This window comes from Pseudomonas sp. AC193 (assembly GCF_979258075.1).
In genome coordinates, this window is the sequence record NZ_OZ409832.1 from 5,919,119 (window position 1) to 5,939,990 (window position 20,872).

Sequence of the window (20,872 nt, forward strand, 5' to 3'; positions counted from 1 at the left end):
ACATGTGAATGGCGCAAAAACTGACATCCAAAACCGCTCGAACCCTATACGCCACGGCGCTCTCAGGGTTCGGGCTTTTTTCGGGGTGTCTTTATATCACCCGTCGGTCGGCTGCCAACTAACCGATTAGTCGGGTGCCGTGTTGCCTTGTGTTCTTCTCTCGCACTGCCTGGAGCATTTGTGCCATGAGTTCTGCCTCGCTAATAAAGACCCCGCCCGAGAAGGTGACGGTCAACGGTTGGGTGTTTTACACCTCTACCGCGCTGATTCTGTTGTTGACCGCCATTCTGATTATCGCCCCGCAAGAGGCCGGCAGACTGTTGGGTATCGCTCAGGCCTGGTTGTCGCGCAGCTTCGGCTGGTACTACATGGTGGTGATCGCCGCCTATCTGGTCTTTGTCGTCGGTCTGGCGTTTTCCTCGTACGGCAAACTCAAACTGGGCAGCAAGGACGACACCCCGGATTTCAGTTACGGCGCCTGGGCGGGGATGCTGTTCTCGTCGGGTATCGGTATTTCGCTGCTGTACTTCGGCGCGTCCGAGCCGCTGGATCACTATTTCAATCCGCCGGAAGGCGCTTCGGCCACCAACATGGCTGCGCGTCAGGCGGTGCAACTGACGTTCCTGCACTGGGGCCTGCACGGCTGGGCGATCTACGCACTGGTCGGTCTGGCCGTGGCGTATTTTGCTTACCGTCATAACCAGCCGCTGGCGTTGCGTTCGGCGCTGTATCCGCTGGTCGGCGAGCGTTGGGTCAAAGGCGCGGCCGGTCACGCGGTGGACGGCTTCGGCATGTTCGTAACGCTGCTCGGTCTGGTGACGAACCTGGGGATTGGTTCGCTGCAAGTGTCGTCGGGCCTGGAAAACCTGTTCGGCATGGAACACAGCAACACCAACCTGCTGATCGTGATCATCGTGATGAGTACCGTAGCGACCATCGCTGCCGTGTCCGGCGTGGAAAACGGCATTCGTCGTCTGTCCAACCTGAACATCGTGCTGTTCAGCGGTCTGCTGATTTTCGTGCTGTTGTTCGGCCCGACCTTGCACCTGCTCAACGGCTTCGTGCAGAACATCGGCGATTACCTCAACGGCATCGTGCTGAAAACTTTCGACCTCTACGTGTACGAAGGCAGCGCCGAAAAAACCGAACGCTGGATGGGCCTGTGGACTCTGTTCTACTGGGCCTGGTGGATTTCCTGGGCGCCATTCGTCGGCATGTTTATCGCGCGTATTTCCCGTGGTCGCACCGTGCGTGAACTGGTGGCTGGCGTACTGCTGATTCCGCTGGGCTTCACTTTGGCCTGGCTGTCGATCTTCGGTAACTCGGCGCTGGATCTGGTGATCAACCAAGGAGCGGTTGAGCTCGGCAAGACGGCGCTGGAACAGCCGTCGATGGCGATCTACCAAATGCTTGAGCATTACCCGGCGTCGAAAATCGTCATCGGTGTGTCGATCTTTGTTGGCTTCGTGCTGTTCCTGACCCCGGCCGATTCTGGCGCGGTGATGATGGCGAACCTGTCCTGCAAGGGCGGCAACGTCGACGAAGATGCGCCGCACTGGCTGCGGATTTTCTGGTCGGCCGTGATCACCCTGGTGACCATCGGCCTGCTGTTCGCCGGTAACTTCGAAGCCATGCAAACCATGGTGGTGCTGGCCGGTCTGCCGTTCTCGGTGGTGTTGGTGTTCTTCATGTTCGGCCTGCACAAGGCGATGCGCCAGGACGTGCAGATCGAACAGGAGCAAGCGCAACTGGCGGAGCGTGGTCGTCGTGGTTTCAGCGAGCGTCTGACACAACTCGATCTGCAGCCGAGCCAATCGGTGGTGCAGCGTTTCATGGACAAACAAGTCAGCCCGGCGCTGGAAGACGCCACCGCGCAGATGCGTGCGCAGGGTCTGACAGTGCAGACGCTGCTGGGTAAATCCAAGCGTTGCATGGGCGTGCGCGTCGAGATGGAAGAGGGCAACCCTTTCGTTTACGAAGTCAGCCTGGACGGTTATCTGGCGACGCCGACTGAATCGGCGCAGTCCGACGAAGCACGCCAGCGTTACTACCGTGCTGAAGTGTATTTGCACAACGGCAGCCAGGATTACGACCTGATGGGCTTCACGCAGGATCAGATCACGCGGGATGTGCTCGATCAGTTTGAAAGCCATCGGCAGCTCCTTGGCCGGGTGTATAGCTAAACCGCATGAGCGCGGTGTTTCTGTCTGAGACACCGCGTTGCCTTCTTCGCGAGCAAGCCCGCTCCCACATTGGAATACATTTCAACTGTGGGAGCGGGCTTGCTCGCGAAAGGGCCATCAGCCGCAAAGGCGTTAGCCCGATATGCTGATAAACAAAAACGCCGCGATCCTCTCGCGGCGTTTTTGTCTCCGGGGTTCTTACCCCAGGTTCTTGCCCAGCAACGCGTGATACAACTCGCTGTCGCCCAAGATCCCCACCACATGATTGTTATCGTGCAGCACCAGTTTGTTGCCGGTCTGATAACGAATCTGCAACGCGTCACGCATGCCGATGTTCGAATCCACCAGCGTCGGCTTACGCTCCAGCCCTTCCACCGCTTGCCCCGGTGCCCAGTTCTGCAAATTCAGCACCGAACCATTCTGCCGCGCACCCTTGATGGTGTTGCCCTCAGCCAGATCCAGCCACGAATCGCCGCCCGGATCCAGACACACCGAACCATTGATGCGTTTGCAGTTGTCCAGCGTGCGCATCAGGCTGCGGCCGCACAGCACGTTGAGCGGATTGGTGTGCGCCACGAATGTCCGCACATAGTCGTCCGCCGGGTTGAGCACGATCTCTTCCGGCACGCTGTACTGAATGATCCGGCCGTCTTTCATGATCGCGATGCGGCTGCCGAGTTTCAGTGCTTCATCAAGGTCGTGACTCACGAACACAATGGTCTTGCTCAACTTGCGTTGCAGCTCCAACAACTCATCTTGCAGACCCTGACGGATCAGCGGGTCGAGTGCCGAGAACGGTTCGTCCATCAGCAAAATATCGGCGTCCATCGCCAGCGCCCGCGCCAGACCAACGCGCTGCTGCATACCGCCAGAGAGTTCGTCAGGCTTCTTGTTGCGCCATTGCGTCAGGCCGACCAGTTCGAGTTTGTCGTCGACCAGTTTGCGCCGTTCTTTCTCCGGACGGCCCTGCATTTCCAGACCGAAGCTGATGTTTTCGCGCACCGTCAGCCACGGCATCAGCGCGAACTTCTGGAAGACCATGGCGATGCGTTGGGTGCGCATCATTTTCAGTTCGGCCGGGGTGCACGAGGCGATGTCGATCTGCTTGCCTTCATGCTCGACGAACAGCTTGCCGCGGCTCACGGTGTTGAGGCCGTTGATGCAGCGCAGCAGGCTCGACTTGCCCGAACCGGACAGGCCCATCAGCACGCAGATTTCGCCCTTGTTGACGTCCAGCGTGGCTTTTTCTACGCCGACGATCTGCCCGGTTTTCTTCAGGATCTCGTTGCGGGTCATGCCCTGATCGAGCAGCTTGAGCGCCTCGCGTGGATCCTTGGAGAAGATTACGTCTACGTCTTCGAAGCGAATTATGCTCATGCGTCACCCCCTACTTTGGCGTCGGGTTGTTTGCAGATACGGTCGAGCATGATCGCCAGCAGTACGATCGCCAGGCCTGCTTCGAAGCCCAGGGCGATATCAGCAGTGTTCAGTGCGTTGACCACCGGTTTGCCGAGTCCGTCGGCGCCCACCAGTGCGGCGATCACCACCATCGACAGCGACAGCATGATGCACTGGGTGATGCCGGCAGCGATGCTCGGCATGGCGTGAGGCAGTTCGATCCGTGAGAGCAATTGGCGACGCGAGCAGCCGAAGGCTTTGCCGGCGTCCATCAGTTCTTGCGGGACATCGCGGATGCCCAGGTAGGTCAGGCGGATCGGCGCAGCGATGGCGAACACCACCGTGGAGATCAGGCCCGGCACCACACCCAGCCCGAAGAGGGTCAGGGTAGGAATGAGGTAAACGAAGGTCGGTACGGTCTGCATCAGATCGAGTACCGGACGCATTAACGTGTAGAACATCGGTTTGTGCGCGGCGACGATGCCCAACGGCACGCCGATGACCACGCAGACCAGGGTCGCGAACAGCACCTGGGCGAGGGTTTCCATGGTTTCCTGCCAGTACCCCAGATTGAGGATCAGCAGAAAGGAAGCGATGACGAAAACGGTCAATCCCCATTTGCGCTGGATGAAGTGCGCGAGCAGGGCGATGAGGCCGATCAAGACAAAAGGGTTGAACCAGGTGAGCGCAAACGTCACGCCGTGGATCATCGTTTCCAGTGTCACGGCGATTGCGTCGAAGGTGTTGGCGCCGTGTTGCGTCAACCATTCAACGAAGCCCGCGATGTACTGGCCTAAAGGTATTTTCTGATCAATCAGCATGGTAGTGAACGTCCGCATGCGAGGAAATAAACAGCCCGAGGGAGCAAGCTCCCCCGGCATAAGCGATTACTGATTCAGCTTGGCTTTCACGGCCTCCAGGCCAGGTTTACCGTCAATGGTGGTCACGCCAGCGAGCCAGGTATCGAGCACCTGTGGATTCTTTTTCAGCCAGGCCTTGGCGGCCGCGTCGGGCTTCATCTTGTCGTCGAGGATGTTGCCCATCAGTTCGCTTTCCATGTCGACGTTGAACTCCAGGTTTTTCAGCAACTGACCGACGTTGCTGCATTCCTCGGCGTAACCCTTGCGGGTGTTGGTCGCCACGGTTGCCGCACCGAAATCGGGGCCGAAGAAATCATCGCCACCGGTCAGGTATTGAATCTTGAAGCGCTTGTTCATCGGGTGCGGCGCCCAGCCGAGGAAGACCACGGCGGTGTCGCGTTTTTGCGCGCGATCAACCTGCGAGAGCATGCCCGCTTCCGACGATTCGACGACTTTGAAACCGGCGGTTTTCAGGCCGAAAGCGTCCTTCTCGATCATGCTCTGGATCAGACGGTTGCCGTCGTTGCCAGGCTCGATCCCGTAGATCTTGCCGTCGAGTTCTTTCTTGAATTTGGCGATGTCGGCGAAGTCGTGCAGACCTTTGTCATACAGGGCTTGCGGCACGGCGAGGGTGTACTTGGCGCCCTTGAGGTTGGTGCGCACGGTTTCCACGGTACCGGCGTCGCGGTAGGCCTTGATGTCGTTCTCCATGGTCGGCATCCAGTTACCGAGGAACACGTCCATGTTCTTGCCGTCCGCCAGCGACTTGTAGGTCACGGGCACGGAGATCATGGTGGTCTTGGTCTTGTAGCCGAGGGCGTTGAGAACAACGGAAGTGGTCGCGGTGGTCGCGGTGATGTCAGTCCAGCCGACATCGGAGAAATTCACGGTACTGCACTGCGCCGGTTCTGCAGCTTGCGCCAGTAACGGCAGACTCAGCATGGCGGCCAATAACAACGACGGGGAACCTTTCATGGATGGACTCCTTGGTGTTTTTTTTGGCAGTGTTCCGACTGTGGACCACCGCACTTATAGGTTGCGGTTGGATGGCGTTCTGGAGACAGCTCTACCACGGCGCCTTGCAATCGAGTCATAACGATCATGTACCAGTGAAAATCTGACGCCTACAGGGGGGGTCGTATCCAGTACAGGGATGGTCGTATCTAGTGTCGGTGACGTCGTTTACAGCTTTTTTCTGCCCCGATCAGCCATCTGAACCGCACAAAAACGGCGAAAACCGGGGCGAAAACGGCGCGGCGCTGGTGGACATGAGTGCGTCGGTGCCAGACGCCGTGCGTTCCGACAAAAGCCTGATGATGCGGGCATTCTGGCGGATCGCAGCTTGAGCGTAGCAGCTCCGCCAGCGGGCGCTTTTGCGTCCCGGACCGGCATCCTCAGGAGCTCTGCAGCAATGGCTATCAGCGTTTTCGACCTGTTCAAAATCGGCATCGGCCCGTCCAGTTCCCACACTGTCGGGCCGATGCGCGCGGCGGCGTTGTTTGTCGAGTCGCTGCGGGGCAAGCATCAGCTGGAACAGGTGCGGCGGATCGAGGTGCAACTGTTCGGTTCGCTGTCGGCCACCGGTATAGGTCACGGCAGCGACAACGCGGTGATCATGGGGTTGATGGGTGAGTGGCCGGACGCAATCGACCCGGCGCAGATTGGCCCGCGCATTCAGGCACTGCGTGAAACTCACACGCTTTTATTGGACGGTCGTTTATCGGTGCCGTTTGTCTGGGCGCGGGACATGCGCCTGATCGATGAAAACCTGCCGTTCCATCCCAATGCGATGACCATTGTTGCTGAAGGCGATCACGGTGAATTGCATCGCGATACCTACTATTCAGTTGGCGGCGGTTTTGTCGTGGATGAAGCGCAGGCGTCCAGCGGTGTCGTCGATCTGGATCGCACTGAATTGCCGTATGACTTTTCCAGCGCGGTTGAACTGTTGGATCTGTGCAAGAGGAACAACTTGCGCGTCGCTGAATTGATGATGGCTAACGAAAAGGTCTGGCGCAGTGAAGAAGAGATTCGCGCCGGCCTGATGAAGCTATGGCTGGCGATGCAGGATTGCGTCGAGCAGGGGCTGAAACACGAAGGCATCCTGCCCGGCGGTTTGAATGTGCGGCGGCGTGCGGCGAAGTTGCATCGCAGTCTGCAGGAATTGGGTAAGCCTAATGTAATCGGCTCAACGTTGAGCGCGATGGAGTGGGTCAACCTGTTTGCGTTGGCGGTGAATGAAGAGAACGCGGCGGGTGGGCGCATGGTCACGGCGCCGACCAATGGCGCGGCGGGGATCATTCCGGCGGTGTTGCACTACTTTATGAAGTTCAGCGAAGCGGTGACGGACGCCAACGTGGTCGACTACTTCCTGGGTGCGGCGGCGGTGGGGATTCTGTGCAAGAAGAATGCTTCGATCTCCGGTGCCGAGGTTGGCTGTCAGGGCGAAGTGGGTTCGGCGTGCGCGATGGCAGCGGCGGGGCTGGCGGAGATTCTCGGCGCCACGCCGGAGCAGTTGTGCAACGCGGCGGAAATTGGCCTGGAGCATAACCTGGGGCTGACCTGCGATCCGGTCGGTGGGCTGGTGCAAGTGCCGTGTATCGAGCGCAATGCGATTGCCGCGGTGAAAGCGATCAACGCGGCGCAGATGGCGTTGCGCGGGGATGGTCAGCACTTTATCTCGCTGGATCGGGTGATCCGCACCATGCGCGATACCGGGGCCGACATGCATGACAAATATAAAGAGACCTCGCGGGGTGGGTTGGCGGTTAGTGCGGTTGAGTGCTGAGACCGAGTCGCCTCTATCGCGAGCAGGCTCACTCCTACAATTGGAATGCGTTCCCCTGTAGGAGTGAGCCTGCTCGCGAAGGCGCCAGACCAGTCAAAACTGCTCACCAAGTGAACACCGACAATAAATCACGCCACCTTTTAGCGCGTCGCAATCAGATAAGCGCCTTTCTCGCCCACGCCGCCTAACCAACCCTACTACCGCCCGTCACCCGTGCCTGTGGTGACACTCCGATACAAATGCGCTCAGCCCTGTTCCCACAAGTGCTACCGATTTGCTCACGATCCTTTGCGCAGGGCTATCACCCGCCCTGATGGCACTTCGAAACACCTTCCGTCGCACGGCTTGTATAGACACTTCAGCAGGTCGTTTTCAGGAGTTATTGAACGGCCATCCAACTTTAGGCATGGCAATTGCTCTGTCATAACAAAGCCCGTCTCCCACGCGAGAACGATGGCCATAACAAGAGCCTCCGCCTGAGGCCATCACCCGCTTTGTGTGAGGAGATACCGCGATGACGTCGTTCAACTCCGGGGCCCAACCCCAGAACCGTGCGCCTCAATCCATCGGCTTTCTGCTGCTGGACAATTTCACGCTGATTTCTCTGGCCTCCGCAGTAGAACCCCTGCGCATGGCCAACCAATTGTCCGGTCGCGAGCTGTATCGCTGGAGCACCCTCACCGTCGATGGCGGCCAAGTGTGGGCCAGTGACGGTCTGCAAATCACTCCCGACGCCTCCATGCACAAAGCCCCGCCACTGGACACCATCATTGTCTGCGGCGGCATCGGCATTCAACGCACCGTTACCCGTGAACACGTCTCGTGGCTGCAAAGCCAGGCGCGCCAGTCCAAGCGCCTCGGCGCTGTGTGCACCGGCAGTTGGGCACTGGCCTGCGCCGGGTTGCTCGACGGTTTCGATTGCAGCGTGCACTGGGAATGTCTGGCGGCGATGCAGGAAGCTTTCCCGCGCGTGGCCATGAGCACCCGTTTGTTCACCCTCGACCGTAACCGTTTCACCAGCTCCGGCGGCACCGCGCCGCTGGACATGATGCTGCACCTGATCAGCCGCGATCACGGCCGTGAACTGTCCGCCGCGATCTCGGAAATGTTCGTCTACGAACGCATCCGTAACGAACAGGATCACCAGCGCGTGCCGCTCAAGCACATGCTCGGCACCAATCAGCCGAAGTTGCAGGAAATCGTTGCGCTGATGGAAGCCAATCTGGAAGAGCCAATCGATCTGGATGAACTGGCGGTGTATGTGGCCGTGTCGCGTCGACAGCTGGAGCGGCTGTTCCAGAAATACCTGCACTGCTCGCCGTCGCGTTACTACTTGAAGCTGCGCCTGATCCGCGCCCGGCAATTGCTCAAGCAGACGCCGATGTCGATCATCGAAGTGGCTTCGGTGTGTGGGTTTGTATCGACGCCGCACTTCTCCAAGTGCTACCGCGAATACTTCGGCATTCCGCCGCGTGACGAACGCGTAGGTTCCAATACCACCCAACAAGTGGCGATGCTGCCGCTGCCGCAGGCGATCGTGATGTCGCCGCTGTCGGGGCCGATGTCGGCGTTGAGTCAGGCGCGCAATGAATCGACGTTTGCCAGCGTAAGGCTGTAGACCGAGTCATCGTTCTTCGCGAGCAAGCCCGCTCCCACATTTGAAATGCATTCCAATGTGGGAGCGGGCTTGCTCGCGAAGAGGGCCTGTCAGGCGCTGTGGCTTTGCTGGAAGTCGGCGAGTGCTGGCAACAACTGCTTGTCGATCGCCTGCCGCACTGCCGGCTGAATACTGGCGCCGCTGGTGTACATGTCCTTGACCATCTTGCGCAGTTCAAACGCGCGAACATTATCCAGACCCCGCACTGCACACTCGCAGGCCTGCTCGGCTGTTGAACCGCTCGGCACCTGAAAACCCAAGGCCTTGAGCTGTCCCAACAGGTCTTCCTGGTCAATCAAATCGGCGTACATCATCACGCAAATCCTTCTGTGGCAACGGAGGTCTTGGCTTGATTCTGTAAGGCCGGGACGGGGACGGCAAGGGCGTTTTGTCTGTGTGGCTGCGACGACTATGAACAGGTCGTTTTCGGCTAACTCGACAGAAAGGGGAGTGGGCACACTGGCGCAAGCTCGCTTCACGAAGGTTTGGTCACCCTCGCACGGCAGCTCCTCAACAGTAGCTTGAGCCCCGATCCTGTCACGGCAGGTGTCGGGGCTTTTTTTGGGCTGTGAATCAGAGGAGTTGGGTTGTTTGATCTGACGCCTTCGCGAGCAAGCCCGCTCCCACATTTGAAATGCATTCCAATGTGGGAGCGGGCTTGCTCGCGAAGAACGATAACGCGGTCTAACGCTGCAACACGAGGATCCGCGACAACAACTCATCCCGGTCGATATAGCAGCCCTGAAAATGCCGCGCCCCGGTGGCCGGGTCGAACGCATTGCGCGCATGCAACGTGCGGCGATTATCAAAGCACCACAGCTCGCCGGGATTGAGCCGCTGCATCAGCCGAAACCGTGGCTCGCGGGTCATCGCGATAAATCGCCGATATGCCCGATACAACAGCGGCATCTGTTCCACCGACGTATCAAACGCCCCGCGCAAGAAGTTCGCCATGCGAATCTCCGCCACGCGTCCTAATGCATCCAAAGCAATGATCGGCGCCAGGCAGCGATAGTCGCTGTGTCGATCCTTATTGCGAAACTCTACCGGTATTTCGCACAGGGCCTGAAACGACGCCGGGTCTTCACTGCGCAACGCATCGGCGATCGCAAAGCCATCGACAAAAATACTCTCGCCACCCTCGGCGTCATTCACCAGACAATGCAGAAATTGCAGCCCCGGTTGCAGCTCACGGGTCGGTAGATCGGTGTGCAACGGCAGATTGAAAGCGGTGTAGGCATTGCTGTCGGCATCAGCCTTGGATTGCACGTTGAACAGCACGCCGAAATTGCTCTCGCGGATGAATGAAATGCGCTGGGCGATGAGTTTCAGTGAACCGGGTTCGGTGGGTACGCCGCGTACTTGGGTCAGACCGATGTCGCGAATGGCGAGCATCCATTGCAGCAGGGCGGCGTTGTCGTTCATCAGCGCCGCGTACTCGAACACCGGCAACTGCAAATCGCTGTGCCACAGGTAGGGCTTGGGTTTGGCTTCCAGGCGTTCCGCGCGGGATTCATCGTCGTAGGCGTGAGCGCGTAGCCAGCCCGGATCGAAACGGCTGAGGTGGCCGTCCTGCCAATCGATGCGTAAGCAGCCATCGGTGTCGATGTGTGAGGCGGCAGGTTTCAGGTCTATGGCGGCATCGACGATCTCGAAAACCTGTTCGCGCGTAACGTTGTAAACGCATTGCTGACACGGGCAATTGTCCCGTAACCAGACATGGTGAAACGGGCTGACGCGGCCGTCAGCCCACTCGATGGCAACACGATCCGCCAGGCTCTGCACGCCGCTTAGCGCGCTGATCAACGGATAAGTACGGAAGTCGGCAACAGCGGCAGCGGTGTTCATGGCGGCTCCTTGCGATCGATGGAATTACCGGGCGGGTGGCAGCGCGATGACGCGGCCGATGTAAGCGGGAGCGGGCAGGTCTTTCTGCTCGGTGACGATACTTTGCAGACGGCTCAAGGTGTCGGCGCTGAACGGTGCCGAACGTGGCCCGGCGAGGTCGACGTGAAGGAGCATTTGTTCGTTGCCGGCCAGTTCCTGATCGTCACCGACCTTGTGCAGGCTGTGATAGAGGTGCAGGCGTTTGCTGTCGTGGCCGATGATTTGCGTGCGTACTTCGACCTCGGTATCGAGCTTCACTTCGTGCAGATAGTTGAGGTGCAGTTCGAGGGTGAACAGCGAGTGGCCGCTGGCTTCGCGGTTGTTGCTGTCCATGCCGAGGCGATCCATCAGGGCGTCGGTGGCGTAGCTGAAAATCAGCAGGTAGAAAGCATCGCGCAGGTGGCCGTTGTAGTCGACCCAGTCGGGGATGATTTTGGTTTGGTAGGTGGTGAGGTGGGGCATGGTGTTTGTTCCAACATTGATGGTGTCTGGATGGCCGTCTTCGCGAGCAAGCCCGCTCCCACATTTGGAATGCGGTCACCTGTGGGAGCGGGCTTGCTCGCGAAGAGGCCGGCACTGCTAAGCAAACATCACTCGCTGAAACTCATCCCGTGCTTTTCCTTGGTGGTCTTCACCGCCTCCAACACCGCCAGCAAGCAATCATCACGATAGCGCTCCAGCGCCGAAATGCTGTGCCGACCGAGCTGATCACTGGTGCCATCGACCACATCGTCAATCAACTTATCAGTCAGTTCCGGCGCCGGCAGATACGTCCACGGCAACTGCAACGCCGGGCCGAATTGCGACATGAAATGGCGCATGCCCGCATCGCCGCCGGCCAAGGTGTAAGTCAGGAACGTGCCCATAAACGACCAGCGCAATCCAGCGCCAAAACGGATCGCATCGTCGATCTCGCCAGTGGTCGCGACACCGTCGTTAACCAGGTGCAATGCCTCACGCCACAGCGCTTCGAGCAAGCGGTCGGCGATGAATCCTGGCACTTCCTTGCGCACATGCAACGGGCGCATGCCGAGGGATTCGTAGACTTTCATCGCCGCTTGCACGGCTTCCGGCGCGGTGTTCTTGCCGCCAACAACCTCAACCAGCGGCAACAGATAAACCGGGTTGAACGGGTGACCGACCACGCAGCGCTCAGGGTGTGTCGAGCTCTCGTAGAACTCGCTCGGGAGCAGGCCTGATGTACTCGAACCAATCAACGCATTCGGCTTGGCCGCTGCGCTGATTTTGCTGTGCAGATCGAGTTTCAGCTCCAGCCGTTCCGGAGCGCTTTCCTGAATGAAATCGGCATCGCGCACGCATTCTTCGATGGTCGCGACAAAGCGCAGACGATCCTGCGAAGCACCCGGCGCCAGTCCGTTTTTCTCCAGCGCACCCCAGGCATTGGCGACGCGTTTGCGCAGCGCCGCTTCAGCGCCGGGCGCCGGATCCCAAGCGACCACGTCGAGGCCATGGGCGAGGGCACGGGCGACCCAGCCACTGCCGATGACACCGCTGCCCAGCGCGGCGAAGGTTTTGATTTCGGTGATAAAGCTCATGGCGACATTCCTGAATGTGTTCGGTGATCCCTTGTGAAACCGGCCCTTGTGGCGAGGGGATTTATCCCCGTTGGGTCGCGCAGCGGCCCCAAGATTTTGCGACTGCTGCGCAGCCGAACGGGGATAAATCCCCTCGCCACAAATCCGGTTCCAAACGGGAATAGGTGTAGGGCTTAGCCGCGCTGGGTCAGGCCCATTTTCTTGCGGCCTTCCGCCGGCGTGAGTACGCGGGCGCCGAGGCGGCTGAGGATTTCGCTGGCGCGCTCAACCAATTGGCCGTTGGTCGCCAGCACACCCTTGTCCAGCCACAGGTTGTCTTCCAGCCCGACCCGCACGTTGCCGCCAAGCAGCACCGCTTGCGCCGCCATCGGCATCTGCATCCGGCCAATGCCGAACCCGGCCCACACTGCATCGGCGGGCAAGTTATCGACCATGGCTTTCATCGTCGTGGTATCCGCCGGCGCGCCCCATGGAATGCCCAGGCACAGCTGAAACAGCGGGTTATCCAGCAAACCTTCCTTGATCATCTGCTTGGCAAACCACAGATGCCCGGTGTCGAAAATTTCCAGCTCAGCCTTCACGCCCAGCTCGGTAATGCGCTTGGCACCGGCGCGCAGTTGCGCCGGAGTGGACACGTAAATGGTGTCGCCATCGCCAAAATTCAGGGTGCCGCAATCGAGGGTGCAGATTTCCGGGAGCAATTCTTCTACGTGCGCCAGTCGGGTCAACGGGCCGACCAGATCGGTGTTCGGGCCGAACTCCATCGGGTTCTCGCCCGCGCCGATTTCCAGGTCGCCGCCCATGCCGGCGGTGAGGTTGACGATGATGTCGACGTCGGCCTCGCGGATGCGCTCCATCACTTCGCGGTACAGCGCGACGTCGCGGCTGAACTTGCCGGTTTGCGGATCACGCACGTGGCAGTGCACGACGGTGGCGCCAGCCTTGGCGGCTTCAACGGCCGCCGCAGCGATTTGTTTCGGGGTGACCGGCACATGAGGACTTCTGGCGGTCGTGTCGCCAGCACCGGTAAGTGCGCAGGTGATGATGACGTCGTGGTTCATGGTGCGGTTTCCTTCAGGCGTGATGGGTCTGTCCGCAGCCCTTTTCGGGGCTGCGAAGCGTGGTTCAGTCCTCTCTCCGGTCAGGGAGAGGGGCTTTAAATTGAGAGGGTTATTTGCTGGTCAGCTGGAGGTTTTCAGCCGCCGGTTTGCCATCGAACGTGGTCACACCGTCGAGCCAGCGCTGCTTGTCTTCCGGGTGATCCTTGAGCCATTGCTTGGCGGATTCGAAAGCATCTTTGTGATCGAGCAGCGGCTGCATCATCCGGCTCTCGTCTTCGGCGGTGTAGGTCAGATTGCTCAGCAAGCGACCGATGTTCGGGCATTGCTCGGCGTATTTCGGCGCGGTCACTGTCCACACCGTGGCCATGCCTTCATTCGGGCCGAGGGCGTCTTCACTGCCGGTGAGATAGGTCATCTTGACGTTGACGTTCATCGGGTGCGGCGCCCAGCCGAAGAACACCACGGCCTCTTTGCGGCGCACGGCGCGATCGACGGCGGCGAGCATGCCGGCCTCGCTCGACTCGACCAACTGGAACTTGCCGAGGCCGAACTGGTTCTTGGCAATCATTGCCTTGATCTGCGTATTGGCGCCCGAGCCCGGTTCGATGCCGTAAATCTTGCCGCCGAGTTCCTTTTCGAACTTGGCGATATCGGCAAAGGTTTTCAGGCCTTTATCTGCCAGATAGGTCGGCACCGCGAGGGTGGCGCGGGCATCCTTCAGGCTCGGTGCTTCGAGGACTTTGACCTGATTGGCGTCGACAAACGGCGTAATGGTCTGCGTCATCAACGGGTTCCAGTAACCGAGGAACAAGTCCAGACGCTGATCGCGAATCCCGGCGAAGATGATTTGCTGGGACGCGCTGGTTTGTTTGGTGTTGTAGCCGAGGCCGTCGAGCAATACCTGGGTCATCGCACTGGTGGCGATCACGTCGGTCAGTTGACCACGCCCATGCGCACGTTCTGGCATGACGCAGGTTCGGCCGCCATGACGCTGGCGCTCAAGAAAGCGGTACCGCTGAGTGCAAGAACACAGCTGCTGATCAGTCGTTTCATGTCGGGTTCCTCGGCAGGTCGTTATTGTGGTTCCCGGCATCTGATGCGCCGGTGATGCAAAGTTACGCAGCAATGCGCCCGTGAAAGCGCACTACGGCGACGGGCATTTGCACTGTAGCGACCTGCACGCTTGAACGCTGACGACAATCGGCGTATCAACGAGCCACGCTACCCGCGAATCGAGTGCGCACATGTCCCAGGATTTCTACTTTCTGCTGATGCCGGGGTTCTCCGCCATCGGCTTTATTTCCGCGATCGAACCGCTGCGCGTGGCCAACCGCTTTCGTGGCGAGTTGTACCGCTGGCATGTGCTCAGTGCCGATGGCGGGGCGGTGCTGGCGAGTAACGGTATGTCGGTCAACGCCGATGCCGCGCTGGAACCCCTGAAGAAAGGTGCGACGTTATTGGTGGTGGCCGGGTTTGAACCGCTGAAGTTTGCCACGCCGGTGCTGGAACATTGGTTGCGGCGGCTGGATAACGAGGGTGTCACCCTCGGGGCCATCGACTCCGGCAGCTTTGTGCTGGCCGAAGCCGGGCTGCTCGACGGCTATCGTCTGACCATGCACTGGGAAGCCATCGACGCCTTCAAGGAATCTTATCCACAGCTCAGCGTGACCCAGGAATTGTTCGAGATCGATCGTCGACGCATCACCTCGGCGGGCGGCACCGCGTCCATCGATCTGATGCTCGATCTGATCGCCCAGGCCCATGGGCCGCAGCTGGCGATTCAGGTCAGTGAGCAATTTGTGCTGGGGCGGATTCGCCCGCGAAAAGACCACCAACGCATGGAAGTCGCTACGCGTTATGGCATCAATAACAAGAAACTGGTGCAGGTGATTGGCGAGATGGAGCAGCACAGCGAACCGCCGCTGACCACGCTGCAATTGGCGGAATCGATCAAAGTCACGCGGCGGCAACTGGAACGGTTGTTTCGGCTGCATCTGAACGATACGCCGAGTAACTTTTACCTGCGATTGCGCTTGGAAAAGGCCCGGCAGCTACTGCGTCAGACCGACATGAGCGTGCTCGAAGTCAGCATCGCCTGCGGCTTCGAATCACCGTCCTACTTCACCCGCAGCTATCGAGCAAAATTTGCCCGCTGCCCGCGCGAAGACCGGCGTACCGCCCAAGCCTGAAATCAAAAGATCGCAGCCTTCGGCAGCTCCTACAGTTGATTGCATTCCAATGTAGGAGCTGCCGAAGGCTGCGATCTTTTGATCTTACTTTTTCACCAACGCCGAACACGCCGCTTTATAAGCCTCATGCTGATATTTGTTCAGCGTCCCCGGCAGCTCGAAATTATGCTTCTTCGCCTGCGCATTGATCGTCTGCGGCGACAGCAGCGTCACTTCACAACCATCGAGCAACTGCAAAATCCCCTCAATCTTGAACGTCGTCGGCCCGCCGGCGAACTCACCCTTCTTGCTGCGCTTCTTGATCGCAATCCGGTCAACCGAATTCTCACGCACAAACGACGCCACTTGCGCCGCGAACAGCTTCACGTTCGCCGCTTCGTCATCTTCGTCGAGGGCGATCTTCTTGGTGGCAAGGGGAATGTGGCTCAGGGTCGAACCGTCGAGAGCGGCCACGGCGATGATCGCTTCGCTGCCTTTGATTTCAATGCCGCAGATGTTCATGGGGAATTCCTTGAAGTGAAGAGGACAGCTTACAACTCAAGCTGACTGGCGGTGATGCCGAATGCCGCTGCAATTTTCTCGCGAGTGGCCTTGCGTGGCTTGGCGACTGTTTCTTGCTGGGCAAACGCCGGTTGCGAAATACCCATGCGTTTGGCGACTTCTTCCTGAGTCAGGTTGAGGTGTTCGCGCCAGGCACGGATCGGTGTGGCCCCATCGACCATCCGACTGACGACCTCATGGGGAATCAGATCTGGTTGTATTTTCTGTGCGACGTACTGCGCGTACGGAATGACCACGAAGGCCGGTTTGCCCTCGGCGTCGTTGATGATTTGGATGTCTTTGGACAATTTCATGTTCGGAGAAATATAAGCCTTTTATAAGATTCGAGGATCTTTGCTTATATTTCTCGCGAGACCAACCAGCAACGTTTGACGGCATGTTGCGAGTAATCAGGATCACTCCTGCCCAATCGACTCCAAAAACTCCGACCGCTCATCACTCATCCGCGCCACGCAATCATTCTGCGCGATGGTAAATGCCTTGCTCCCCGCCGTCGCCGGGAATGCCTCAACCGCGCAATCCGCATCCCGCGTCTTCAACCACTGCTGTTGAGCAGTTTTGAGTTTGGCGGTGATATCCGCCAGTTGCGTGGCGTTTTTGCCGTATGCGGTCTGCATGCGTTCGGTCAGGCTGGCGTAGTTGTCTTTGAGCAGGTCTTCGGCGGTGGTGCGGCTGTAGGTCGAGCATTCCAGGGTCTGGACGTCGTTTTCGACTGCGTCGCACGGGTTGTTGTCGGACTCTTCGGCGGCGTGTACGCCGGTCGCAATCAGTGCCAGGGCCAGGAAGATCGATTTCATTGTTGTCGCCGCTCTAATCCAGTGGTGTTTGCAAGATGCCGGTGATTCTGGCTCAAGCGTGCGGGCTTGGAAAGGTGGCCGGTCGGGGCGGCGGATGACCCTTTGTCGCGGATTGACGCTTTCGGCAATTCCCCTGTCGTTTTTGCACCCGGTCGCCCCGGCACCGAGGCATATGCTGGCCCCAAAGCGCCGGCAGACGATTCGGCGCATGAATCGCCAATAAGGGGACGCCTGATGAGCCCAGCCGAATTACACGCCGACAGCATCGTTATCGACGGTCTGATCATTGCCAAATGGAACCGCGAGCTGTTTGAAGACATGCGCAAGGGCGGTCTGACGGCAGCCAACTGCACTGTGTCGGTGTGGGAAGGCTTTCAGGCGACCGTGAACAATATTGCCGCCAGCCAGAAACTGATCCGCGACAACAGCGACCTCGTGATGCCGGTGCGCACCACCGCCGACATCCGCAAAGCCAAGGAGCAGGGCAAAACCGGCATCCTCTTCGGCTTCCAGAATGCCCACGCCTTTGAAGACCAGATCGGCTATGTCGAGGTGTTCAAGCAGCTCGGCGTCGGCATCGTGCAGATGTGCTACAACACCCAGAATCTGGTTGGCACCGGTTGCTACGAACGTGACGGCGGCCTGTCGGGCTTCGGTCGCGAAATCGTTGCCGAGATGAACCGCGTCGGCGTCATGTGCGACCTGTCCCACGTCGGTTCCAAGACTTCTGAAGAAGTCATCCTCGAATCGAAAAAACCGGTGTGCTATTCCCACTGCCTGCCGTCGGGGCTCAAAGAGCACCCGCGCAACAAGTCCGATGAAGAACTGAAGTTCATTGCCGACCACGGCGGTTTTGTCGGCGTGACCATGTTCGCGCCGTTCCTCGCCAAGGGCATCGATTCCACCATCGACGACTACGCCGAAGCGATCGAGTACGTGATGAACATCGTCGGCGAAGACGCCATCGGTATCGGCACCGACTTCACCCAGGGCCACGGCCAGGACTTCTTCGAATACCTGACCCACGACAAGGGCTACGCCCGCCGCTTGACCAGCTTCGGCAAGATCATCAACCCGCTGGGCATCCGCACCGTCGGCGAGTTCCCGAACCTGACCGAAACCCTGCTCAAGCGCGGCCATCCCGAGCGCGTGGTGCGCAAGATCATGGGCGAGAACTGGGTCAACGTCTTGAAAGACGTCTGGGGCGAGTAACGCTGACTCAAGACCGCCGCCGCACTGCCCCCTCTCCTGTGGGAGAGGGCGGGGGTGAGGGCTGCGGTCACCACTGAATCCACTATTTTTTCTGGAGTTAACTTTCCATGGCCAAGATCGCCCCGCAATTGCCAATCGAAGTCGACAGCGAGACCGGTGTCTGGACCTCCGACGCCCTGCCGATGCTCTACGTACCGCGGCACTTTTTCGTCAACAACCACATGGGCATCGAAGAAGTCTTGGGCGCCGACGCCTACGCCGAAATCCTCTACAAGGCCGGCTACAAATCCGCCTGGCACTGGTGCGAAAAAGAAGCTGAATGCCACGGTCTGGAAGGCGTCGCCGTATTCGAGCACTACATGAAACGCCTGTCGCAACGCGGCTGGGGCCTGTTCAAGATTCAGGACATCGACCTCGACAAAGGCACTGCCAGCGTCAAGCTCGAACACTCGGCATTCGTCTACGTCTACGGCAAGGTCGGGCGCAAGGTCGACTACATGTTCACCGGTTGGTTTGCCGGTGCGATGGATCAGATTCTTGAAGCCCGTGGCAGCAAGATTCGCACGGTTGCCGAGCAAGTTTACGGCGGCTCCGAAGAAGGCCACGAAGACGGCTTGTTCACCGTCAAGCCGTTGTAAGTCGAGGAACCCGCCATGGCTTTCGAAGCAATGTTCCAGCCGATCCAGATCGGCAAACTGACCATCCGCAACCGCGTGCTCAGCACCGCGCACGCTGAGGTCTACGCAACGGACGGCGGCATGACCACCGACCGCTACGTCAAATACTACGAAGAGAAAGCCAAGGGCGGCATCGGCCTGGCGATTTGCGGCGGTTCTTCCAGTGTCGCCATCGACAGCCCGCAAGGCTGGTGGAAATCGGTGAACCTGGCGGACGACCGGATCATTCCGCACTTCCAGAATCTGGCGGACGCGATGCACAAGCATGGCGCCAAGATCATGATTCAGATTACCCACATGGGCCGTCGTTCGCGCTGGGATGGCGAGCACTGGCCGACCCTGCTGTCGCCGTCGGGCATCCGCGAACCGGTGCACCGCGCGACCTGCAAAACCATCGAGCCGGAAGAAATCTGGCGGGTGATCGGCAACTACGCCACCGCTGCGGCGCGGGCCAAAGCCGGCGGTCTCGACGGTGTCGAACTGTCCGCCGTGCACCAGCACATGATCGACCAGTTCTGGAGCCCGCGCGTCAACAAACGTACGGACGAGTGGGGCGGCAGCTTCGAGAACCGCATGCGTTTCGGCCTCGAAGTGCTCAAGGCTGTGCGCAAGGAAGTCGGCGATGATTTCTGCGTCGGCATCCGTCTGTGCGGTGACGAATTCCACCCGGACGGTTTGTCCCACGAGGACATGAAACAGATCGCCAAGTACTACGACGACACCGGCATGCTCGACTTCATCGGTGTGGTCGGTTCGGGTTGCGACACCCACAACACCCTGGCCAACGTTATCCCCAACATGAGTTATCCACCGGAGCCGTTTCTGCACCTGGCTGCGGGCATCAAAGAAGTGGTGAAGGCGCCGGTTTTGCACGCGCAGAACATCAAGGATCCGAACCAGGCCACGCGCATTCTCGAAGGCGGTTACGTCGACATGGTCGGCATGACCCGCGCGCACATTGCTGACCCGCACCTGATCGCCAAGATCAAAATGGGTCAGATCGATCAGATCAAGCAGTGCGTCGGCGCCAACTATTGCATCGACCGTCAGTATCAAGGTCTGGACGTGCTGTGCATCCAGAACGCCGCGACCTCCCGTGAATACATGGGCGTGCCGCACATCATCGAGAAATCCACCGGCGTCAAACGCAAAGTGGTCGTCGTCGGTGCCGGGCCTGCGGGGATGGAAGCCGCTCGCGTGTCGGCTGAACGTGGCCACGACGTGACCTTGTTCGAGAAGAAAGAATTTATCGGCGGGCAGATCACCACGGCATCGAAAGCGCCGCAGCGCGACCAGATCGCCGGCATCACCCGCTGGTTCCAGCTGGAACTGGCGCGGCTGAAGGTCGATCTGCGCCTGGGCACGGCAGCTGACGTTGCGACCATCATGGACTTGCGTCCGGACGTGGTGGTGCTGGCGGTGGGCGGTCATCCGTTCCTGGAGCAGAACGAACACTGGGGCGCCGCTGAAGGTTTGGTTGTCAGCAGCTGGGACGTGTTGGACGGCAAGGTCGCGCCGGGCAAGAACGTGCTGGTTTACGACACCATTTGCGAGTTCACCGGGATGTCGGTGGCCGACTTCCTCGCCGACAAGGGCAGCCAGGTCGAGATCGTCACCGACGACATCAAACCGGGCGTGGCCATCGGCGGTACGTCGTTCCCGACCTACTACCGCAGCATGTACCCGAAAGAAGTGATCATGACCGGCGACATGATGCTCGAGAAGGTTTACCGCGAAGGCGACAAACTGATCGCGGTGCTGGAGAACGAATACACCGGCGCCAAAGAGGAGCGGGTGGTCGATCAGGTGGTAGTGGAGAACGGCGTGCGCCCCGACGAAGAGCTGTATTACGGGCTCAAGGACGGTTCGCGCAACAAGGGCCAGATCGATATCGATGCCTTGTTCGCGATCAAACCGCAGCCTTCGTTGAGCACCACGGGCGACGGTTACTTGCTGTTCCGCATCGGCGACTGCGTGGCGCAGCGCAACACCCACGCCGCGATCTATGACGCCCTGCGGTTGTGCAAAGACTTCTAAGGACTTGCA

Annotated in this window: 19 protein-coding genes and 1 pseudogene; 8 read left to right on the forward strand and 12 right to left on the reverse strand. The window is 59.3% G+C overall.

What is annotated here, in order from left to right; genetic code table 11:
- Positions 1 to 185: 185 nt before the first annotated feature.
- The gene (gene betT / locus ACZZ0D_RS26570; protein WP_053124585.1) at positions 186 to 2,183 is read left to right on the forward strand and encodes a choline BCCT transporter BetT; all 1,998 of its coding nucleotides are present in this window, start codon (positions 186 to 188) and stop codon (positions 2,181 to 2,183) included.
- A 198-nt stretch (positions 2,184 to 2,381) separates the two neighbouring features.
- Here betT and choV read toward each other — a convergent pair whose 3' ends face one another.
- The 3 genes from choV to ACZZ0D_RS26585 all read right to left on the reverse strand — a co-directional run bounded on the left by choV (position 2,382) and on the right by ACZZ0D_RS26585 (position 5,416).
- The gene (gene choV, locus ACZZ0D_RS26575; protein WP_053124583.1) at positions 2,382 to 3,560 is read right to left on the reverse strand and encodes a choline ABC transporter ATP-binding protein; all 1,179 of its coding nucleotides are present in this window, start codon (positions 3,558 to 3,560) and stop codon (positions 2,382 to 2,384) included.
- Positions 3,557 to 4,402 carry a choline ABC transporter permease subunit gene (choW, locus tag ACZZ0D_RS26580; protein WP_008085763.1) on the reverse strand — a complete coding sequence of 282 codons (846 nt, stop codon included), beginning with the start codon at positions 4,400 to 4,402 and terminating at the stop codon, positions 3,557 to 3,559. Before choW ends, choV begins: the two co-directional genes overlap by 4 nt.
- 66 nt (positions 4,403 to 4,468) lie before the next feature.
- A complete protein-coding gene (locus ACZZ0D_RS26585) occupies positions 4,469 to 5,416 on the reverse strand; it encodes a choline ABC transporter substrate-binding protein (protein WP_212545044.1) in 948 nt (315 codons plus the stop codon).
- Between the two features lie 191 nt (positions 5,417 to 5,607).
- Between ACZZ0D_RS26585 and ACZZ0D_RS26590 the strand changes: the two genes are divergently transcribed.
- The 3 genes from ACZZ0D_RS26590 (at position 5,608) to gbdR (ending at position 8,847) form a co-directional block, all read left to right on the forward strand.
- A complete protein-coding gene (locus ACZZ0D_RS26590; protein WP_426618967.1) occupies positions 5,608 to 5,787 on the forward strand; it encodes a hypothetical protein in 180 nt (59 codons plus the stop codon).
- 65 nt (positions 5,788 to 5,852) lie between these two features.
- A complete protein-coding gene (locus ACZZ0D_RS26595) occupies positions 5,853 to 7,229 on the forward strand; it encodes an L-serine ammonia-lyase (protein ID WP_463554666.1) in 1,377 nt (458 codons plus the stop codon).
- A 514-nt stretch (positions 7,230 to 7,743) separates the two neighbouring features.
- Complete coding sequence (gene gbdR, locus ACZZ0D_RS26600) at positions 7,744 to 8,847, forward strand: choline metabolism transcriptional regulator GbdR (RefSeq protein WP_053124577.1); 1,104 nt, start codon at positions 7,744 to 7,746, stop codon at positions 8,845 to 8,847.
- Positions 8,848 to 8,936: 89 nt separating this feature from the next.
- Here gbdR and ACZZ0D_RS26605 read toward each other — a convergent pair whose 3' ends face one another.
- From ACZZ0D_RS26605 to choX, 6 genes and pseudogenes are all read right to left on the reverse strand, one after another.
- On the reverse strand, positions 8,937 to 9,200 hold the full coding sequence (locus tag ACZZ0D_RS26605; RefSeq protein WP_038363130.1) for a hypothetical protein: 264 nt from the start codon (positions 9,198 to 9,200) through the stop codon (positions 8,937 to 8,939).
- A 370-nt stretch (positions 9,201 to 9,570) separates the two neighbouring features.
- Positions 9,571 to 10,734, reverse strand: a complete 1,164-nt coding sequence (locus ACZZ0D_RS26610) for a gamma-butyrobetaine dioxygenase (protein ID WP_463554667.1) — start codon at positions 10,732 to 10,734, stop codon at positions 9,571 to 9,573.
- A 24-nt stretch (positions 10,735 to 10,758) separates the two neighbouring features.
- A complete protein-coding gene (locus ACZZ0D_RS26615; RefSeq protein WP_463554668.1) occupies positions 10,759 to 11,235 on the reverse strand; it encodes a thioesterase family protein in 477 nt (158 codons plus the stop codon).
- Between the two features lie 128 nt (positions 11,236 to 11,363).
- A complete protein-coding gene (locus ACZZ0D_RS26620) occupies positions 11,364 to 12,329 on the reverse strand; it encodes an L-carnitine dehydrogenase (protein WP_011336297.1) in 966 nt (321 codons plus the stop codon).
- Positions 12,330 to 12,502: 173 nt separating this feature from the next.
- On the reverse strand, positions 12,503 to 13,390 hold the full coding sequence (cdhC, locus tag ACZZ0D_RS26625) for a 3-dehydrocarnitine:acetyl-CoA trimethylamine transferase CdhC (protein WP_053124567.1): 888 nt from the start codon (positions 13,388 to 13,390) through the stop codon (positions 12,503 to 12,505).
- 109 nt (positions 13,391 to 13,499) lie between these two features.
- Positions 13,500 to 14,443, reverse strand: a pseudogene (gene choX, locus ACZZ0D_RS26630) (choline ABC transporter substrate-binding protein).
- 191 nt (positions 14,444 to 14,634) lie between these two features.
- On the opposite strand from choX, the gene ACZZ0D_RS26635 reads away from it, so the two are divergent.
- Positions 14,635 to 15,579: a GlxA family transcriptional regulator gene (locus ACZZ0D_RS26635; RefSeq protein WP_463554669.1), complete on the forward strand. Its 945-nt coding sequence runs from the start codon at positions 14,635 to 14,637 to the stop codon at positions 15,577 to 15,579.
- Between the two features lie 84 nt (positions 15,580 to 15,663).
- Here the strand turns inward: ACZZ0D_RS26635 and ACZZ0D_RS26640 are convergent, their stop codons facing one another.
- The 3 genes from ACZZ0D_RS26640 to ACZZ0D_RS26650 form a co-directional block, all read right to left on the reverse strand.
- Positions 15,664 to 16,080, reverse strand: coding sequence for a DUF3010 family protein (locus ACZZ0D_RS26640; RefSeq protein ID WP_158959954.1), 417 nt, complete (start codon positions 16,078 to 16,080; stop codon positions 15,664 to 15,666).
- A 29-nt stretch (positions 16,081 to 16,109) separates the two neighbouring features.
- Positions 16,110 to 16,433, reverse strand: a complete 324-nt coding sequence (locus ACZZ0D_RS26645) for a helix-turn-helix domain-containing protein (protein ID WP_463554670.1) — start codon at positions 16,431 to 16,433, stop codon at positions 16,110 to 16,112.
- Between the two features lie 102 nt (positions 16,434 to 16,535).
- Positions 16,536 to 16,937, reverse strand: coding sequence for a lysozyme inhibitor LprI family protein (locus ACZZ0D_RS26650; protein ID WP_008083168.1), 402 nt, complete (start codon positions 16,935 to 16,937; stop codon positions 16,536 to 16,538).
- Between the two features lie 234 nt (positions 16,938 to 17,171).
- Here ACZZ0D_RS26650 and ACZZ0D_RS26655 point away from each other — a divergent pair, with 234 nt between their 5' ends.
- The 3 genes from ACZZ0D_RS26655 (at position 17,172) to dgcA (ending at position 20,863) form a co-directional block, all read left to right on the forward strand.
- Positions 17,172 to 18,149, forward strand: coding sequence for a dipeptidase (locus ACZZ0D_RS26655; protein ID WP_008083166.1), 978 nt, complete (start codon positions 17,172 to 17,174; stop codon positions 18,147 to 18,149).
- 107 nt (positions 18,150 to 18,256) lie between these two features.
- The gene (locus ACZZ0D_RS26660) at positions 18,257 to 18,787 is read left to right on the forward strand and encodes a DUF5943 domain-containing protein (protein ID WP_053124559.1); all 531 of its coding nucleotides are present in this window, start codon (positions 18,257 to 18,259) and stop codon (positions 18,785 to 18,787) included.
- A gap of 15 nt (positions 18,788 to 18,802) precedes the next feature.
- Positions 18,803 to 20,863: a dimethylglycine demethylation protein DgcA gene (gene dgcA, locus ACZZ0D_RS26665; RefSeq protein WP_053124557.1), complete on the forward strand. Its 2,061-nt coding sequence runs from the start codon at positions 18,803 to 18,805 to the stop codon at positions 20,861 to 20,863.
- Positions 20,864 to 20,872 lie beyond the last annotated feature (9 nt).

Coding starts and splice junctions, on each gene's coding strand:
- choW (WP_008085763.1), bottom strand. CDS start 4,402: ATGCTGATTGATCAGAAAATACCTTTAGGCCAGTACATCGCGGGCTTC.
- ACZZ0D_RS26620 (WP_011336297.1), bottom strand. CDS start 12,329: ATGAGCTTTATCACCGAAATCAAAACCTTCGCCGCGCTGGGCAGCGGT.
- cdhC (WP_053124567.1), bottom strand. CDS start 13,390: ATGAACCACGACGTCATCATCACCTGCGCACTTACCGGTGCTGGCGAC.
- ACZZ0D_RS26585 (WP_212545044.1), bottom strand. CDS start 5,416: ATGAAAGGTTCCCCGTCGTTGTTATTGGCCGCCATGCTGAGTCTGCCG.
- betT (WP_053124585.1), top strand. CDS start 186: ATGAGTTCTGCCTCGCTAATAAAGACCCCGCCCGAGAAGGTGACGGTC.
- ACZZ0D_RS26655 (WP_008083166.1), top strand. CDS start 17,172: ATGAGCCCAGCCGAATTACACGCCGACAGCATCGTTATCGACGGTCTG.
- ACZZ0D_RS26640 (WP_158959954.1), bottom strand. CDS start 16,080: ATGAACATCTGCGGCATTGAAATCAAAGGCAGCGAAGCGATCATCGCC.
- gbdR (WP_053124577.1), top strand. CDS start 7,744: ATGACGTCGTTCAACTCCGGGGCCCAACCCCAGAACCGTGCGCCTCAA.
- ACZZ0D_RS26645 (WP_463554670.1), bottom strand. CDS start 16,433: ATGAAATTGTCCAAAGACATCCAAATCATCAACGACGCCGAGGGCAAA.
- ACZZ0D_RS26635 (WP_463554669.1), top strand. CDS start 14,635: ATGTCCCAGGATTTCTACTTTCTGCTGATGCCGGGGTTCTCCGCCATC.
- choV (WP_053124583.1), bottom strand. CDS start 3,560: ATGAGCATAATTCGCTTCGAAGACGTAGACGTAATCTTCTCCAAGGAT.
- ACZZ0D_RS26615 (WP_463554668.1), bottom strand. CDS start 11,235: ATGCCCCACCTCACCACCTACCAAACCAAAATCATCCCCGACTGGGTC.
- ACZZ0D_RS26660 (WP_053124559.1), top strand. CDS start 18,257: ATGGCCAAGATCGCCCCGCAATTGCCAATCGAAGTCGACAGCGAGACC.
- dgcA (WP_053124557.1), top strand. CDS start 18,803: ATGGCTTTCGAAGCAATGTTCCAGCCGATCCAGATCGGCAAACTGACC.
- ACZZ0D_RS26595 (WP_463554666.1), top strand. CDS start 5,853: ATGGCTATCAGCGTTTTCGACCTGTTCAAAATCGGCATCGGCCCGTCC.
- ACZZ0D_RS26650 (WP_008083168.1), bottom strand. CDS start 16,937: ATGAAATCGATCTTCCTGGCCCTGGCACTGATTGCGACCGGCGTACAC.
- ACZZ0D_RS26610 (WP_463554667.1), bottom strand. CDS start 10,734: ATGAACACCGCTGCCGCTGTTGCCGACTTCCGTACTTATCCGTTGATC.
- ACZZ0D_RS26605 (WP_038363130.1), bottom strand. CDS start 9,200: ATGATGTACGCCGATTTGATTGACCAGGAAGACCTGTTGGGACAGCTC.